Here is a 17625-nt window from a genome sequence, read left to right as displayed (position 1 = left end):
ATGAACAATACTTGGGGCGACATGGCGCAATATGATCCTGTCACTTGGCACTGGGTCATCGCCGTTTACCTGTTTATGGCGGGGTTATCCGCGGGCAGTTTATTGATTGGCATTGGTTTACGCTGGGCGAATAAGGAACTCAGCGCCGGAGCCGAAAGCAGCATTCTTAAGGCGGCCGCCATTATTGGACCTGTGGCGATTAGCTTAGGTTTAGCCTGCTTAGTGTTTGATTTAACCAAACCCTTCCACTTCTGGCTGATCTTAATTCACTATAACTTCCAGTCAGTTATGGCAATCGGGGTGCTGGCGCTGCTGGCGTATTCTCCCTTAGCCTTTGCGTACGCCATTATTGTGCTGCGGGATGACTTACCAAAATGGGGTTTGGGTTTCCTAGCGCCTATCGCTACGTTACTTATGCCATATCGAAAGCTGATTGAAGTATTGTTGTTTGTCCTCGCCATTGGCGTAGGGGCTTACACTGGCTTCTTAATTTCGGCGATGAATGCTTACCCTATGCTCAACACTGCGGTACTGCCTGCGCTGTTTTTAGTGTCGGGTTTATCGGCGGGCGCTGCGGCAAACGCGGTACTGGCACTCTTGCTGTTTAAGACTGACAGCCACGATAAAACCTTAGTCAAGATGCACGGTTTAGAATTGCCTGTGATGGCGATTGAAATCCTGTTCCTGTTCATGTTGTTCTGCGCCTTGTACTTCAAGGGCGGCGCGGCGGCTGCGGCCTTAGCGTCGTTAACCTCTGGGCTATGGGCAAGCGTGTTCTGGATAGGGGTTGTCGGTATCGGCTTTGGTATTCCATTGCTGTTTATGCTGCTACCAGCCGCGACTCGCCACACTAAGGGCGCAATGATCATGGTTGCCTGCGCTAGCTTAACCGGCGTACTCGCCTTAAGACACTTTATTGTGTACGCAGGGCAAAGCTATTTAAGCTGAGTGTAATGGCTTTAGATATTGATAGATAAAGAAAAAGCACTGGCAATGTCAGTGCTTTTTTATTGTTTAAATCTTCAGATGGTTTGCCAGTACAAGTAGGGCGCTTATTGGGGCAATAACTCGATAACCGACTTCACCGTTAGCACTAAGGCGCTGATACTGCACAGGACTAAGGTCGCCATTTTAGTCTTGTCTTTATCGACACTGCCCACCAATCGCCCCGCGACTAAATACCCTAAAAGCACAGAAGGTAGCAACATTAAGGACAGCCACAGGTGCTTCAATTCTAATAAGCCAGTGATCGCCAGAATGACCATAGCTATGGTGGAGCTAAAAATGAAGAAGGCCGACAGGGCGGCGCGAAACTGCGAGGCATCTTTGCCTGACAATAGAATCGCCATCGGCGGGCCACCAATAGCGGCAATATTACCGAAAATCCCCGAGACGACGCCCGCCCCAAAGAGGGTTTTCTTATTCACTGGCAGGCTGAATTTATACAGGCTGAGGATAACCGCGACAGCCACAATGGCGGCGATGGATAACCCGAGTATGGGCTGAGGCGCAAACAGCAACAGACTCGCGCCGATAAAACCACCGGGCACGCGACCTAGGAGTGCATATTGCAAGCCATTGAATTCTAAATGACCACGTTCCCGGAATAAGGTCAGTAGCGAGATGGTAAATCCCATGGCAATAACGGGACCCGGTACGAGCTGCGGATCGACGATATACAGCAAAGGACTGGCGACAACCGCTAGGCCAAACCCAATCAGGCTCTGGGTTAAGGCGCCAAGAAATACAATCAGTGAGGCCAAGGCGAGAGTCTGTGGATCTATCATAGAAAACATAGGATTCCATATAAACAAAAAGGGATCGTTAACGATCCCTATTGATGAGCACTGTGATGTAACTTTGCCAGCGACAAGTCGCTATTCCATGTCTTCCCACTCGATCCCCATCTCGTCCATCAGCAACTTGGCTTCGGCGGGAATGCTGTCTGGGCTATCTTTTGACAGATCTTCATCGTTAGGCAATGGCTGGCCAGTGTAGGCGTGCAAAAATGCCTCACACAACAGCTCGCTGTTGGTGGCGTGACGCAAATTATTGACCTGACGACGAGTTCGTTCGTCCGTAAGGACCTTAAGCACTTTGAGCGGAATAGACACAGTAATTTTTTTTACTTGTTCATTCTTCTTGCCATGTTCAGCATAGGGGCTGATGTATTCCCCATTCCATTCAGTCATTGACTCACCTGTTATAACGCTAAATTCGGGGCAGATTTTAAACCCTTACAAAGAACAGTCAAATTATTGCTACTATTTCTTTGTGATTGCAAACAGATTTCTTTATGTTCAGACGTCTAAACGTCTTCACGCCTATTGACGATGGCCTTGGGCTTAGGTACATTTAGACGTCCAGACATCTCTATCAGTCTACCGAATTTAGGAGTCCACCCATGGCAGAGCGTCAATTAGCCACACTGGCAGTGCGTCAGGGTATCGAAAGCGATACTCAATATGGCGCAGTTGTGCCACCGATTTATTTGTCGACTAATTACGCCTTCGATGGTCATAAAAATCCCCGCGAATTCGATTACAGTCGTTCAGGCAACCCAACACGCTGTATTTTAGGCGAAGCATTAGCGCAATTAGAAAAGGGCGCCACTGGCATAGTGACCTGCACTGGCATGGCGGCCATCACCCTAGTGACCACTTTGCTCGGCCCCGATGATCTATTGGTGGTGCCCCACGATTGTTACGGCGGTTCTTACCGTTTATTTACTAATTTGGCGAAGAAAGGCCAGTTTAAGCTGATTGTGGTTGATCAAACCGACAGCCAAGCGTTAACCGCAGCGATCGCGCAAAATCCTAAGATGGTGTGGCTCGAAACCCCGTCTAACCCGCTATTGCGTGTGGTGGATATCGAGGCTATTGCTAAGGCAAGCCATGAGGTCGGCGCGCTAGTCGTGGTCGATAACACTTTTTTATCGCCGATATTGCAACAACCCCTATTGTTAGGCGCGGATATCGTTATCCACTCCACCACTAAATACATCAATGGTCACAGTGATGTGGTTGGCGGCGCTGTGGTTGCCAAAGATGCACAAATTGGCGAAAGCTTACATTGGTGGTCGAACACGTTAGGCTTAACGGGATCGGCTTTTGATAGTTACTTAACCCTGCGCGGCCTACGTACGTTAGCGGTGCGAATTCGTGAACATCAAGCCAATGCCCAGCGTATTGTTGAGGTATTGACGCAAAGCCCTGTGGTGAGCAAAGTTTATTACCCCGGTCTTGCGGATCACCCTGGTCACACCATTGCAGCCAAGCAACAAAAAGGCTTTGGCGCTATGCTGAGTTTTGAGCTCAAGGGCGGCGAGGCCGAAGTCGTGGCCTTTTTAGGTGCACTCAGCTTATTTAGCGTGGCGGAAAGTTTAGGTGGCGTTGAAAGTTTAGTGGCCGTGCCCGCAACTATGACCCACAGAGCCATGGAGCCGCAGGCGCGTTTTGAGGCAGGCATTAAAGACACCCTATTGCGTCTATCGGTGGGTATTGAAGATGCCGCCGATTTAGTTGCAGATATTCAAGCAGGATTAGCCGCCGTTGCGGCTTGTCAGTAGAGGAATAATAGATGGCACGTTGTCACTTACATAAATTTGGTGGCTCCAGTTTAGCGGATGCCGATTGTTATCGCCGAGTCGCCCATATCCTGTTAACCCATGGTCATAGCGATGATCTTGTGGTGGTCTCTGCGGCGGGTAAGAGCACGAATTTCCTGTATAAATTATTAGCGCTGCGCGACGCGGGTCAGTTGTGGCAAGAAGAATTACAAGTGCTGACCAGCTATCAACAGGGGTTGGTAGAGCAGTTATTGTCGAACGAACAAGCCCGCGATCTGCGTGAGCGTTTGGCGACAGATCAGGCGCAGCTCATCAGTTTATTGTCCCTCGACGAACGCAACGAATACCAAGTTAACCATGTGGTGAGCTTTGGCGAGCGTTGGTCGGCGCGCCTGATGGCGGCGCTGCTGCGCGAATCTGGTGTGGCGGCAAGCCATGTGGATGCCTGTTCAATTTTAGTGGCCGATGAAGCCGCCGTGCCACAAATTCGGGTGCAGGAATCCCGCGCAAAAGTACAAGCGCTGTTGGCCGCCCATCCAAATGAACGACTAGTGATCACTGGCTTTATCTGCGCTAACGAGCGCGGCGATACCTTATTACTCGGTCGTAATGGTTCCGATTTTAGTGCTAGCTTGATTGCTAGCCTTGCCGATATTGAGCGCGTGACCATTTGGACCGATGTGGAAGGGGTGTTCAACGCCGATCCGAATAAGATCAACGATGCTAAATTATTGAAAAGCATGTCACTTGCCGAAGCCGACCGCTTAGCGCGTTTAGGCTCGCCGGTATTGCATTCGCGCACTTTGCAGCCTCTGTTTAATACCGAAGTGAGTTTAGCGGTGCGCTCAAGTTATGCATCACACACCGACTTTACCTTGATTGCGCCCCACAGTTCGTCGGCGAGCGCGCCTGTGGTGACTAACCTCAATGCAGTCGTGCTGTTCGGCTTTAAGCTTACGGGCGAATTAACAAGCCTATTAGATTCGTTGATCGCCGCAGGCTTAAGGCCATTGGCCCATTGGACCTCTGCCCATCAAAGGGTTGAGCTTGCCTATACCGCTGAAAATCAAAAACAAGTACAAAGATTACTCGATGCCGAGGCAGAAGCATTAGGGATCAGCGATCAGCAGATCAACACAGATCTCGGCCTAGTGGCGTTAGTGAGTGCCGATGCCGAACATTATCGTCGCAGCTTTGCTCGTTTATTAAGTCGTGACGCTAAACCTTTGTTTAGTGGCGACTTAAGTTTAGTGACGCTGGTGCCTCAGTCGCAAGTGAATCTGTTGACGCAAAAGGTTCATCGTCGTTGCGCTGGCCCGCGTAAACGCATAGGTGTCTTGCTACTCGGTGTGGGCAACATAGGTGAGGCATGGGTCGATTTGTTTAAGTCGGTGTCGCCATCACTGGACCATGAACTCGAAGCTAGCGTTGAGTTAGTCGGCTTAGTCAGTTCGAGTAAAGCCTTGATTAAATCCACAGGCATTAATCTTGCCGCGTGGCAGACTGAGTTTAATACCGAGGCTACACCTTGGCAGTACGAGCACTTGTTCGAGCAATTAGAACGGGTTAACTGCGATGAGCTGGTGGCCTTAGATATCAGTGCCAGCGCCAGTTTGACGCTGCAATATCCAGAGCTGTTCGAGCGCGGCATCCATGTGGTGAGCGCGAATAAACTCGCTGGTTCGGGACCACTGCCTTTTTACCGTGAGTTAAAGCAGCAATTGGGTAATCGTCGTTTATTTTGGCGCTATAACGCCAGTTGCGGCGCAGGTTTGCCTATCCAACATGCGTTAAATGATCTGCGTAACAGCGGTGATAGCGTTGAAGCCGTGGGCGGGATTTTCTCTGGCACCTTGTGTTGGTTATTTGAAAAATACGATACCAGCAAGCCTTTCTCTGAATTAGTGATTGAAGCCAGGGGCTTAGGGATTACTGAGCCCGATCCCCGTGACGATCTCTCCGGCCGTGATATGCAGCGTAAACTGCTCATTTTGGCCCGTGAAATTGGCCTTGAAATCGAGCTCGAAGATATTGAGCTGCGCTCACTCGTGCCAGCCGCTTTGGCGGATATTCCCTTAGATCAATTTCTTGCCCGCATTGCCGAGTTAGATGCCGATCTGCTGCAACAATACGGTGCGGCGGCGGAGCAAAATAAGGTGCTCAGATACGTGGCATCCTTAGATAACAGCGGCCCAGAGCTTAAAGCTGAAGTCGGTTTGCAGTGGATTGATGCCCATCATCCCTACGCTAATTTGACCCCCGGCGATAACGTGTTTGTGATCCGCAGCGTCTTCTATCAAGGCAATCCGTTGATCATCCGTGGACCGGGCGCCGGACGCGAAGTGACAGCGGCGGCGGTGCAGTCGGATCTGACGCAGATCTGTCGCGATCTCTTGCAAGAGTAGACTGAAATTCAGCAGCTTAAAGGACTCATTCGAGTCCTTTTTATTGGCTAGAATAAATCTATCGAATTAACTGAGATTAAATGCGGTTTATGGGTATTTTTTGGCTTGACTTACATCTCAGTTTCTCTAGTATATGGACATATAGACGTCCAAACGTCCATTTGAACTAATTCATAATAGCAAAGAGTAGCGCCAAGGGCGGTTGAGGAAATACACATGGCTTTTCATCACGCACAACATTCACAATCGCTGAACCAGAGCTTGTCTGAGCTTAATGGCGATATTAATGTTTCTTTTGAGTTTTTTCCGCCATCGACCCCCGAAATGGAACAGATCCTGTGGAACTCTATTCGTCGTTTAGAGCCACTTAATCCTAAGTTTGTCTCTGTGACCTATGGCGCTAACTCAGGTGTGCGCGACCGCACCCACGGCGTGATTGAGCGTATTCAACAGGAAACCGACCTTGTTGCCGCGCCGCACTTAACCTTAGTGGATGCTAGTGATGAAGAGCTATTAGAACTGGCTAAGCATTATTGGAAATCGGGCATTCGTGACATAGTGGCACTGCGGGGCGATTTACCTGCGGGCAGCCCTAAGCCCACTCGTTTTGCGGTAGATTTAGTGCGTTTACTGCGCTCTGTGGCCGACTTTGATATTTCCGTTGCAGCCTATCCAGAAGTGCATCCCGATGCGAGCAATGCACAGGCTGATTTGATCAACCTTAAGCGTAAGATTGATGCGGGCGCTAGCCGTGCCATTACCCAGTTTTTCTTCGATGTGGAATCTTACCTGCGTTTTCGTGACCGCTGCGTTGCCGCCGGTATCGACGTTGAAATCGTGCCAGGTATCTTACCTGTGACTAACTTTACCCAGTTAAAACGTTTCGCGGGCATGACCAATGTGTCGTTACCGGGCTGGCTACACAAGCAATTCGATGGTTTAGAAAACGATGCCGGTACACGCCAATTGGTGGGTGCAAACGTGGCAATCGACATGGTGAAAGTACTGTCCCGCGAAGGCGTAAAGGATTTCCACTTCTACACTCTAAACCGCGCCGAATTAACCTACGCCATTTGCCATACGTTAGGTGTGCGCCCTAAATAAAACATCAACAACATAAACCAATAAAAACGCCGCAGATAATGCGGCGTTTTGCTTTGTGTCAGTGGTGTAGGTATTAGATCCTAAACTGTGCCAGTAGCACTTGCAGGCGAGCCGCAAGCTGGGCAAGTTCGTCGCCCGCCCGCGCAGTGTGCACCGCACTATTGGTTGTCGACGTGGCAATATCGTTGATGTTATTGATATTTTTGTTAATTTCTGCGGAAACAGCACATTGCTCATTTGCCGCGCTGGCGATTTGGATGTTCATCTGGCTAATGGTCGAAACCGCTTGGGTGATGGCCACGAGTTCTTCACCCGCTTGATTAACTTGGGCAACACAGCTTTGAGTAGTGCGTGAACTGGTTTCCATCGCCGAAACGGTAGATTTGGCTTTAAGCTGTAGCGCTTCAATCATTTTTTGAATTTCTGTGGTTGAAGCTTGAGTGCGAGTCGCAAGGGTGCGAACTTCATCGGCTACGACGGCGAATCCTCGTCCTTGCTCTCCGGCTCTGGCGGCCTCAATTGCGGCATTAAGCGCCAGCAAGTTGGTCTGTTCGGTAATATTGCGGATCACAACTAATACAGAATCAATTTCGGCAGTATTACGTTCGAGTTCATTAATGGCATTGGCGGCAGCGGCGATTTCTTCCGCTAATACAGCAATCGTCGCGACGACTTTTTGCACTACGAGTTTGCCTTGTTCGGTTGACTCATTGGCGTGATTGGCTGCATCTGCGGCATCGGTCGCATTGTGGGCAACCTCTTGAACAGTGGCGGCCATTTCATTCATTGCGGTGGCGACTTGTTCGGTTTCAAGATTCTGACGATTGGCCATCGATTGAGTTTCGTGGGTAATGCCCGACATTTCTTCCGCTGAGGTTGCGAGTAAACTCGTGGCATCAGACACTTGAGTCACAGTGTGGTGGATTTTCTCCACAAAACGGTTAAATGCCTGCGCTAACTCGGCAATTTCATCCTTACTCGTTATAGTAATTCGACGGGTTAAATCGCCTTCGCCTTCGGCGATGTCATTCATGGCTTGGGTTGTTTCTGCTATCGGGCGGGTAATGCCTTTAGCAATAAACCAAGCAATGGCAGTGCCGATTAACATTGCAGCGAAACCGATGAGAATCAACTTGAGGCGAATATCCGCCATAACTTGCTCTGAATGGCTTCTGTCCATCGCAATATCCAGTACCCCAAAGACTTGTCCCGAGTAATCTTTTATAGCGTGGCGATACAAAGCGAAGGTTTTGCCCTCTAAGCTAATAGTGCGAATCACTTCATTGCCTTGCATCACGCTATTGAGCTCATTTATGGCCTGAATATCGGGCGTGAACGTGGCGCCAAATGCTTTAAAATCCGCGCCATTGGGCAACAATAGTGCGATTTCAGCTTGATAAGCATCTTTAAAACTGTCGAAGAAAGGTTGTCCAAATGACATACCAAATTCCACTGAGCCTGTGTGTTGGCCTTGATAACCCATGGGCACTAAACCGCGAATCCCTAAACCTTCAACACCATATTCCAAACCGTTTAAGGGCTGTTTTGTGGTGTTGGTTTCCACAATGGTTTTACGAATGGCAGTGAGATCATCACCGAATTTTTCGGGGCGATGTAATCGTAAAAAAGAGGTTGCCGGCGGCGTATGAAACTGAAATTGTTGTACGTCGAAATCTTGCTTAAGCTTGGCAAACAGCGGCAGAGTACGGTCTTTGAGTGCGGGGCGATCCCGTTCGGCGAAGTTACTTTGGATCTCTGGCGTCAGTGAAACTATCGTTGCCATGGCCTGTGCGAGTTTACCGGATGAGGCTATGTTGGCTACCGCAGTTTCGTACAGTTTATGCAGTTCTCTTTGCTCAGATTCTTTCACCTGACTGCTGAATTCCGACAGGACTAGCAGCATGATAAAGCTCATCATGGCCAACAGTAATAGACATATCCCAACCACAATCCTCGTACTAATTTTTAAATTCACCAAAGCCAACCTCCCAGTTCACTTCATCAGTCTGATTTATCTTTTTAATATTATAGAGATACGGCTGATTATATTTGAGATGGCGCCAGCCTTTTGGATTATTTGTTTCCCAATGCGACATTTTTGCGCCATAGGACACAGAAAATTTTTTATATGAGCACATTTACTTAGCCTGCTAACTAAGTATAATGCTTAGCACGCTAACTAAGTGGGTGAGCAAGATGCAAAAAGAATTAGAGCGATTGAAAGAGTTATCACTGGCGGAGCATTTAGGCCGTCTGCATCGATTGTGGCGTACCGTGGCCGATGTCGAACTGGCGCCTTTGGGATTAACCCATCCCCGTTGGACGGCATTGTGGAAATTACTGCGTTTAGGCGACAGCGTGAGCCAGAAAGTGTTGGCCGATGCCTTAGAAATTGAATTGGCTTCGTTAATGCGCACCTTAGGGCAATTAGAAGAGCAAGGTTTAGTCGAGCGTCATTGCTGCGACAAAGATAAGCGCGCAAGGATTGTGACGCTAACGCCTGCGGGATTGGATGTATTAAAGCAAATGGAAGCGCGGATAATTCAGGTCCGCCGTGAGTTATTAGCTGGGATCAGTGCCAGCGAGCTCAGCGAATTTGAACGCATTATTAGCCTGATTAGTGACAACGCCAGCGCCAAATTGGCCAAGGCAACAGCAACCATTTTGTGAGAAAGAAGATGACACCGGATCAACAGTTTGCCCGTTTAGTAAAATTTGCCATGTTCGGCTTTGTGATGGTTTTTGGCTATTTTATGCTTGCCGATACTATGATGCCATTAACGCCGCAAGCTATGGCCACACGTGTGGTGACTAAAGTGACACCGCAGATCAGCGGCAAAATTCAGACCATAGCCGTGACGAACAACCAAGCGGTTGCCAAGGGCGATTTGCTGTTTCAAGTCGATCCTGCGCCCTATGAGTTAGCGGTATCGCAAGCTAAATTGGCCTTAGAGCAAGCCCGCCAAGACAATGCCGAGTTAGATGCCTCGCTGCTTGCCGCGAAGGCCGACGTCAATGCCAACAAAACCACCTCACAACAGAAACGCAGCGAAGCTAAGCGCCTTGATGCCCTGTATGCCACCCATGGTGTATCGCAGCAGCAAAGGGATCAGGCCGATAGTGATGCCGCCGCCGCGGAAGCTAATTTGCTCGCCGCCAATGCGCGTTTAGAAAAACTTAAGGTGAGCCGTGGCAGTTATGGCGAAGAGAATCTTAAGGTGCGTCAGGCACAAAACCATCTAGCCCAAGCTGAGCTCAATTTGTCTTACACCCAAATCCATGCCGATCAGGACGGGATAGTAACTAACCTGCAGTTAGAAGTCGGGAGTTTTGCGACCGTGGGGCAACCTCTGTTAGCCGTGGTATCGGATAAGATTGATATTATTGCTGATTTTCGTGAAAAGAGTCTGCGTGGCGTCAATGCTTCATCGACCGCTTTGATTGCGTTCGATGGCGAACCCGGCCGTTTATATCGGGCGACGGTGAGCAGTGTCGATGCGGGCGTGAGTGCGGGGCAATTCGATGCCAATGGCCGTTTAGCGGCGCCGCAGGAGTCTGACCGTTGGGTGCGTGATGCCCAAAGATTGAGACTGCATTTGGAGTTAGATGGGATGGCGATGAACAGCTTGCCAGCCGGTGCGCGCGCGACCGTGCAACTGCTGCCCGAGAATAGCCTGTTTAGTCTGCTGGCTAAAGTGCAGATTAAAGTCATTAGCCTGCTGCACTATATTTATTAGCCTATTTACTCGCCTATCTACTCGCACTAATTGCTGTTGACGGGCGAGTGACTCGCGGTTGGTGTGTGTTTGCCGTGAGTCGCTTGAGTGAACGCTTCAAAGCAACATAAGTGTGAATGCAGTATAAGCCAGCTAAACATCCCCAATTTTACGTATCGATAGAACAAGGCGACGAGCATGTTACTACGCCATAGCCCATTGACGGCCAACGATTTACGCCAGTGTTTACGGATTGCGACTGGCGCGACCATAGGTTTTACCCTGTGTAAAATGTTTGGTTGGAGCAATGGGGTCTTCTTCACTGTGACGCCCATGTTATTACTCGGACTCGTGCCTGTGATGAATGGCCACGCCATGCGCCAGTTATTGGCCTCATCTGCCATGGCGGGGTTAGAGGTTGGACTGCTCGGTGGTTTCTTTGGCAGCCATCCCGGCCTGATGACGCCCATTGTCTTTCTGTTATTTCTATACCGTTTTGCGGCCATGTCCCGCGGCAGTTTATTCCTCTTTGGCGCCAATGGAGTGCTCAGCCTCAGCATCATGCTGCACTTTGCTAGCTATCCCAATACTAACTTGAATGACTTAGTTTTCAGTAACTTTTGGGCGACAGCACTGTCGGTCGTTATTGCCTATGCTATGACGGCACTCTGGCCCGATGTGGAACCAAGGGCGGCTTACAAGCCTGGACCTAAGGCGCCACATCGAATGCGCCACGAAGCATTACTCGGCGCGACCATAGCGACGGCATCGTTTCTGGTATTCCAAATATTTGATCTGCGGGATTCTATGTCGGCTCAGGCGACCACCTTGTTACTCCTGTTTCCTATGCATTGGAATGGCGCACTCGACTATGCCCGTAAGCGCGCTATAGGTACTTTGCTGGGCGTGTCGTTTGGGGTCGTTGTGCAGTTGGTACTCTATGACTGGTCAGGACTATTGATATTAATCGTCCCTTTGCTATGGATTGGCTTGATGATCTTTAGCCAAGCCCATGTACGAGAGGCAAGTGGCTCTGGCGTGGGTTTTGGCGCCATGACAACTTTAGGCATTCTGTTTGGTCAGTATCTGACCCCAGGCAATGATTTAATCTTTAGCGCCTTATATCGAGTGAGCAGCATTCTCACCGCCATCGTCGGCACGCTACTCCTGTGTTATTTGATACATAAGTTATTGAATTGTTTTGAATCGACGCGATTTGGTTATTGATTCTGGCTACTCGGGCTTGAAGACTTGCAGCTTACCCTTTCAAAGAGTAAGGTAAATTTATCCCATTTGGATTGAACGATAAATGAGCCTTAATGAACGCTAAGGCTCATTTATTGGCTGTTTTAAAAATGAGCGGCTGATTTAAAAATGGGTTCAGTGTATGAGTAGCTACATAAATAACAATAACCACCTATGCTTTAGAGCTTAACTCTCTTCAAGGATAGAACATGAAGATTAAAACATTCGTCATAGGCTTAACGCTATGCAGCGGCTATGCGGCCGCCTCCGTTGCGCCTTCTGGCAAACAATTGATGGAAATTATCCCCCAACCGGCACAGTTATGTGTGTCTTGTCATGGGGTAGAAGGTGAGGGCGTTGAACCAATCGGCCCTCGATTAGCGGGATTATCTAAACAATATATCTCGACCCAATTACAGCATTTCCAAGCGGGTGTGCGCCAAAATGCGACCATGATGCCGATGGCAATGACGCTGCAAGGTGATGGTATTGAGCAAGTGGCAAACTACTTTTCTGCAAAGCCTGCCAATGAGGTCAAGCCCGTTATCCGCGGTGAACAGGTGGTTTTCAATGACGATACCGCCCGCTTAGCCTACCAAGGTGATTGGTCACGTGGTTTACCTGCCTGCGTGACCTGCCATGGTCCTTCGGGGTTAGGTGGCGGCTTATTTCCCCGTTTAGCCGGTCAGCAAGCGAGTTATATTAAAACTCAATTACTGGCATGGCAGTCGGGAACGCGCAAAGGTGATGTCGATGGCATGATGGCGAACGTGGCTAATAAGCTTACCGCCGCTGAGGTTGATGCCTTAGCGAACTACTTTGCTAATTTGAAATAAGGAGCCGGCCATGAAATATTCCGCAATGTTATTACTGGCCGCGATGGGGTCGTTAACCGTGCAGGCGCAAGCCGAATCGGATCCGGTGCAAGAGCGCCCAGATAAACAAGCCCCGCTGCCTTCTTTCCCTAAGATACCGGATCAAACCTATCTCGTCCCTAGACCTTTGAGTGCCATTCCTGAAGGCGCCTTTGGTGATAAAGTGCGTTTGGGTTATCAACTGTTTGTGAATACCCAACAGCTGCGTGATAAGTATGTGGGCAACGAGCTTAACTGCACCAACTGCCATATGGATGCGGGCCGCAAAGCCAACGCTTCACCCCTATGGGGCGCGTATTTTGCTTATCCGGCGTATCGCAAAAAAGACAATAAGGTCAGTAGCTTTGAAGAGCGCATTCAGGGCTGCTTTAACTATTCGATGAATGGTAAAGCCCCTGCATCGGCAAGCCCTGAGCTAGTAGCGCTATCTGCCTATGCCTATTGGTTAGGCATGGGTGGTTTGATGGACGAAGCTAATATTAGTGGCCCAGTCCCTGAGCTTAGCGATGCCGAGTTAGTCAAAGGTGCTAAACGGGAAGACTTCCCGCTACCTGAGATATTAGCCAAGGCGATGACAGTTGAGCAGCGTGCCAACTTGCCGGGTCGTGGTTATCCTGAGATCCCAAAACCCGAAGAAGCCTATTCACCTGAACGTGGTAAAGAGGTCTATGTCGCCCATTGCCAAACTTGCCACAGTGTTGATGGCCAAGGTCAAGCGATTGCTGGCGTTTATGCGCTGCCACCGCTGTGGGGGCCTAAGAGTTACAACTGGGGGGCGGGAATGCACAGGGTCAATACTGCCGCATTCTTCATCCATGAAAACATGCCTTTTGGTAAGAGTATGCAGTTGACTAACCAACAGGCTTGGGACGTTGCAGCTTATATCAACTCCCACGAGCGTCCACAGGACCCGCGTAGCAAAGGTGATGTGAAGCAGGCGCAGGAGAAATACCACAATGACAGCGATTACTATGGTGTCACGGTCGATGGCAAAGTGTTAGGCACTGAGTCCTATCCGATTTTTCCTAAGAAGTCTTAGTTGAGCCGCTTTGATTCAGTGCTCGTGTGATGTTATAAAGCGAGTGAATAAGTTAGACAGAAAAGCCAGCAAGCATTTAGCTTTGCTGGCTTTTTTATTAATAAGTTTTCGAGTTTAGGCTTGTCATGGCATTGGCTCGTCGACTCGCAGCCAGTCCATCCTTGGATGCTCGACCGCCCGTCTGATGTGAAAGGATTCACAAATGCCGTGATGGCATGGATGCCAAAAAGCGGCCATGGGGCGGACGGTCGTCTCGCAAATCACCATGACTCACCTTTCGGACATCAGTGTTAACTGTCGCTTTAAAAGCATACGGAGATTTTCGCTATAAGTGACTTATTCACTATCTCAAATGTGCAAAACGTATTGAGGGAGTCGAACCCTCGATACGTTTTCTAAGAAGCTGATTTACGTTGGTTTTTGGTCAAAGGAAACAAACTCTTGTTACACCTTACTGTATTTCTTTGGTGAGGGGAAATCTCGAGCGTTCTAACCTCAAGCACTGTTAAACATGCAGGTATCATGGGTAATTTAGATACCGCCTTCAAAGCGAGCCTATAAAGGTATCGTTTTTTGCTTGGTTTTTTTATGCAATCAAATGAATTTATTGCTCTTTCACTTTTCCTAATACTATTTACCACGCTAAAACGCTTCTCGGTAAATAAAGTCTCGATTTTTCTGGATGAAAAATATTGATAGTCCGCTGAGGATGATGCTAACTTATTGGCATAATTAAGTTATTTACTCGGTCATTTCCGAGTTAGGTTTTATTAGAAGAGTGGGTAATACATTGTTAGTTGCCATGGGGAGGTTCGAGCATGATTCAAAGCGAGAAGGATTTTATTGATTGGATTGACGGACAATTGATTGAGGACATTCCCGCTCAAATTGTTGCCTTCAATATCAATATATATGAATCTCCTTTCATTATTGAAATAGTTGGTTCCAGTGAGTTCGCCCCTGAAGATGAAGATTGGGCGTGCAACGAAGACTGGCTTCCTAAAAACCGATTAATTTCAGTTTCTAGTGCTCTCTTCGGAAATTCATGGGAAGAAGCTCAGGAGAATATTCTTGCAATGGCGAAGCGGTATCTTCAATCCCACTCAAAAAACGCTCACAAGCTAAAATCTGCAAAGGCTTTTGCGGTTGGATTCGTTGACGGCAATCTTAGCTATGTATAGTAAGCAACTAACAAGCAAAGGCACCATCGCTCTGCGGGCAGGACTGCTTCGCCACTGCTTTGGGCGTTAAATTCCATGGATACTTTAGAGAGACTTGCAGAGAAAAATAAAGCTCAAGAAAAACATAGACGCAATGAGTACTTTCTTACAACTGTCATGATGTTAGTTTTATCTCCTTCTTTTTTTGGCATTGCCATTGATGTTGGCCTGATTGAATCTTCGGTAAACTTCAACCTTTGGCTATATGGCTTAGGTGCGCTTTGTTTTGGGTTACCTTTAGCTGCAATGGGCGATTTACTGCTTTTTACGCGTTGGTTAAAGCTACTAGGGTTGATTGCCGCTGAATGTTGGTTTGTTTACTTTTGGGCTTTTCAAATGCAATCTTGGTTAGCTTTCATTCCCCTAGGACCAGTATTTATTTGCCTGCAAATACAAATGCCAAGGATCAAACAACAAGATAAGTGTAAGCAAAATATCATTTAACAAGTTAAAACATTCAGCTAACTATTTACTTCCTTTATTCAGCTTACGGATTAATGACAAAACGCATTCGCCATGTATGCATCTGCGAACGCACTTGCTCTAACGCAGGAATGCGGCTCTCTGAGCAAAATGAATACACCCAAATATCATTTAAGTTAGATAACTTGATGAATATAACCAATTGAAGGATAAGAAACACCTAGGTGTTAATTTGCACGCTGAATTGACATGAGCACCTTGCTTCATTGAATAATCTATCTCGCGCTTATTGAAAAACCATTATGATCTCCGCGCTATAACAACTTATCTTGCAATAAGGATTACCGTGTCTAAGCCATCGGAACAACCTAAGTTAGAAGCTGCGCAAATTTGCCCTTTGTGCAAAGGCGCGAATCAATGTGCGGTGATTGTTGGTAAGGGCATTGAGGATTGTTGGTGTGCGCAGCAGGTGTTCCCGCCTTTGGCTGCCTTGCAAGCGCAAGCATCAGATTCGCTGCAAGGGGCAATCAGCCCCATTTTACCGTCTGCCGATGCGTGTATTTGCCAAACCTGTCTTAGCCAACTCAAGCAGAGTTTAAGTCAGGGGCAGATTACAATGCAGGATGAAAAAAGCCCATCGAGTGTGAGCGATGGGCTAGGTTATGAGGTGAAATAGCGGGCTGAAGTAATGAGCTATCGATTTATGGTGTAATCCAGTTGCACGCTAGTTTGTGCTTCCACGGCTATACCATTTTCAAACTTGGGTGCGTAACGCCATTTCTCTAAGGTTTCAATACTCTCTTTTTCAAATAAAGCACCCCCCTTAGAAGCTAAAATTTCAGGATTTTTGACGAAGCCATGCTCATCGATAGTAAATTTAAGCTGAACCCAGCCATTTTTACCTCGCTGCGCATAGGACATTGGATAGTCTGGTAGAGTACGGAAAATAGGTTGTTGTTCCTGCGTGTCGGCCCAAGGGCGCATTTTGCCGATAGCAATACAGTGAGCGGTGGATGCGTCACGCTTTCCTTGGCGCTCATACAGTTCGACTAAATACGCATGGGCACTCAAGGCATAGGGGTGACTAAAATTGAGTGCGTCGAATTGTTTAACCACTTCCAGCAGTAAAGGTTCGGCTTTACCATCGTGTTTTTCCACAAATTCAACAGCTCCAACAACATAGGTTGCCTTGACTCTGTCTATGGCGTTCTCTGGCAAAATCTCTTTATAAATATCATAGGCATCGAAGGCATAGCGTCTTACGCTATTGGTGTATAGCTGGGTATGAGATAAGCGGTTGAAGGCTGCCATTTTTACATCGGCGATCAGTTTCTTTTTATCGGATTTTTCAGCAATTGCGATTGCAGTAAGAAAATCCTCTTTCGCATCTTTGGCTTCGACTGCGGTTTGTGCAGCACCCAGTAAGGGATCGATAAGCTCAAGCGCTTTTTTGCCATAATGAACTTTATAGTTAGCCAGAGCGAGCTGATACAACTCATTCGCCTTAGCCGTTTTGGGCAAATTCTTTTCTGTAAATGGGTAAGGGGCGACTTGCTTCTCTATCGCGCTGGCCCAATTCAAGGCGAGGTTAGCTAAGTCGACACTGTCTTTGGCATATTGAGCTTCGCCGAGTTGGAAAGCGATTTTTGCGCTCGCTTCAATCTTAGCTGCATCGCCTTTTTCTACGGCGGCTTGATAGTCACTATAGGCTTTGGTAAAGCTATTTTCTGAGGCGTGCACGCTAAGAGATGTGCCTAAAGTGAGGGCAAGAAGACAGGCGATCGGCAACATTTTTCCGTGCGACATTCTATATATCCTTATTATTGATGAATTTAGATGATACATAGATGTGCATTATGGGACAAGTCGGTTTGGCTTTTGTTAATGATGCTGGGGAGTGCTGATAACTGAGTACTGATAACTGAGAATTGAGAGTTGAGATTAAAAATAAGCGAGCCCAGTTGAAACCGAGTTCGCTTATTTATCAGTGCTTTGTCGCTTTATTAGCCGCAAGTGCTTTTACTCGCCAC

16 protein-coding genes are annotated in these 17625 nt (G+C 48.0%); 12 read left to right on the top strand and 4 right to left on the bottom strand.

What is annotated here, in order from left to right:
- Entirely contained in the window at positions 1-948 is a 948-nt protein-coding gene (gene nrfD / locus DYH48_RS18645; RefSeq protein WP_115335596.1) for an NrfD/PsrC family molybdoenzyme membrane anchor subunit, read from the top strand.
- A gap of 104 nt (positions 949-1052) precedes the next feature.
- Here the strand turns inward: nrfD and DYH48_RS18640 are convergent, their stop codons facing one another.
- Together DYH48_RS18640 and metJ are read right to left on the bottom strand one after the other, a co-directional pair.
- Positions 1053-1796, bottom strand: coding sequence for a sulfite exporter TauE/SafE family protein (locus DYH48_RS18640; RefSeq protein WP_006087004.1), 744 nt, complete (start codon positions 1794-1796; stop codon positions 1053-1055).
- Between the two features lie 81 nt (positions 1797-1877).
- Complete coding sequence (metJ, locus tag DYH48_RS18635) at positions 1878-2192, bottom strand: met regulon transcriptional regulator MetJ (protein ID WP_006083215.1); 315 nt, start codon at positions 2190-2192, stop codon at positions 1878-1880.
- Positions 2193-2404: 212 nt separating this feature from the next.
- Between metJ and metB the strand changes: the two genes are divergently transcribed.
- From metB to metF, 3 genes are all read left to right on the top strand, one after another.
- Positions 2405-3568 (top strand): cystathionine gamma-synthase, encoded by a 1164-nt coding sequence (metB, locus tag DYH48_RS18630; RefSeq protein ID WP_115335595.1) that lies wholly within the window; start codon positions 2405-2407, stop codon positions 3566-3568.
- Positions 3569-3579: 11 nt separating this feature from the next.
- Entirely contained in the window at positions 3580-5973 is a 2394-nt protein-coding gene (locus DYH48_RS18625) for a bifunctional aspartate kinase/homoserine dehydrogenase II (RefSeq protein ID WP_115335594.1), read from the top strand.
- Positions 5974-6189: 216 nt separating this feature from the next.
- The gene (gene metF, locus DYH48_RS18620) at positions 6190-7077 is read left to right on the top strand and encodes a methylenetetrahydrofolate reductase (RefSeq protein WP_006083212.1); all 888 of its coding nucleotides are present in this window, start codon (positions 6190-6192) and stop codon (positions 7075-7077) included.
- 73 nt (positions 7078-7150) lie between these two features.
- Here metF and DYH48_RS18615 read toward each other — a convergent pair whose 3' ends face one another.
- Positions 7151-9052: a methyl-accepting chemotaxis protein gene (locus DYH48_RS18615; RefSeq protein ID WP_172481213.1), complete on the bottom strand. Its 1902-nt coding sequence runs from the start codon at positions 9050-9052 to the stop codon at positions 7151-7153.
- 221 nt (positions 9053-9273) lie between these two features.
- Between DYH48_RS18615 and slyA the strand changes: the two genes are divergently transcribed.
- From slyA to DYH48_RS18570, 8 genes are all read left to right on the top strand, one after another.
- Complete coding sequence (gene slyA / locus DYH48_RS18605) at positions 9274-9747, top strand: transcriptional regulator SlyA (RefSeq protein WP_006083211.1); 474 nt, start codon at positions 9274-9276, stop codon at positions 9745-9747.
- 8 nt (positions 9748-9755) lie between these two features.
- Positions 9756-10814, top strand: coding sequence for an HlyD family secretion protein (locus DYH48_RS18600; protein ID WP_011847896.1), 1059 nt, complete (start codon positions 9756-9758; stop codon positions 10812-10814).
- Between the two features lie 177 nt (positions 10815-10991).
- Positions 10992-12020 carry a DUF2955 domain-containing protein gene (locus DYH48_RS18595; RefSeq protein WP_115335591.1) on the top strand — a complete coding sequence of 343 codons (1029 nt, stop codon included), beginning with the start codon at positions 10992-10994 and terminating at the stop codon, positions 12018-12020.
- 227 nt (positions 12021-12247) lie between these two features.
- A complete protein-coding gene (locus DYH48_RS18590) occupies positions 12248-12874 on the top strand; it encodes a c-type cytochrome (protein ID WP_006086998.1) in 627 nt (208 codons plus the stop codon).
- Positions 12875-12884: 10 nt separating this feature from the next.
- Entirely contained in the window at positions 12885-13952 is a 1068-nt protein-coding gene (locus tag DYH48_RS18585; protein WP_115335590.1) for a c-type cytochrome, read from the top strand.
- Positions 13953-14770: 818 nt separating this feature from the next.
- Entirely contained in the window at positions 14771-15133 is a 363-nt protein-coding gene (locus DYH48_RS18580) for a hypothetical protein (RefSeq protein ID WP_115335589.1), read from the top strand.
- A 75-nt stretch (positions 15134-15208) separates the two neighbouring features.
- Entirely contained in the window at positions 15209-15616 is a 408-nt protein-coding gene (locus DYH48_RS18575; protein WP_115335588.1) for a hypothetical protein, read from the top strand.
- A 325-nt stretch (positions 15617-15941) separates the two neighbouring features.
- Positions 15942-16271, top strand: coding sequence for a cysteine-rich CWC family protein (locus DYH48_RS18570; protein ID WP_115335587.1), 330 nt, complete (start codon positions 15942-15944; stop codon positions 16269-16271).
- Between the two features lie 17 nt (positions 16272-16288).
- Here DYH48_RS18570 and DYH48_RS18565 read toward each other — a convergent pair whose 3' ends face one another.
- On the bottom strand, positions 16289-17401 hold the full coding sequence (locus DYH48_RS18565; RefSeq protein ID WP_115335586.1) for an energy transducer TonB: 1113 nt from the start codon (positions 17399-17401) through the stop codon (positions 16289-16291).
- Positions 17402-17625: the final 224 nt, after the last annotated feature.

The organism is Shewanella baltica, assembly GCF_900456975.1.
Taxonomy (GTDB): Bacteria; Pseudomonadota; Gammaproteobacteria; order Enterobacterales; family Shewanellaceae; genus Shewanella; species Shewanella baltica.
The sequence above is the reverse complement of the archived record's forward strand: the minus strand, read 5'-3'. Positions and strand labels throughout refer to the sequence as shown.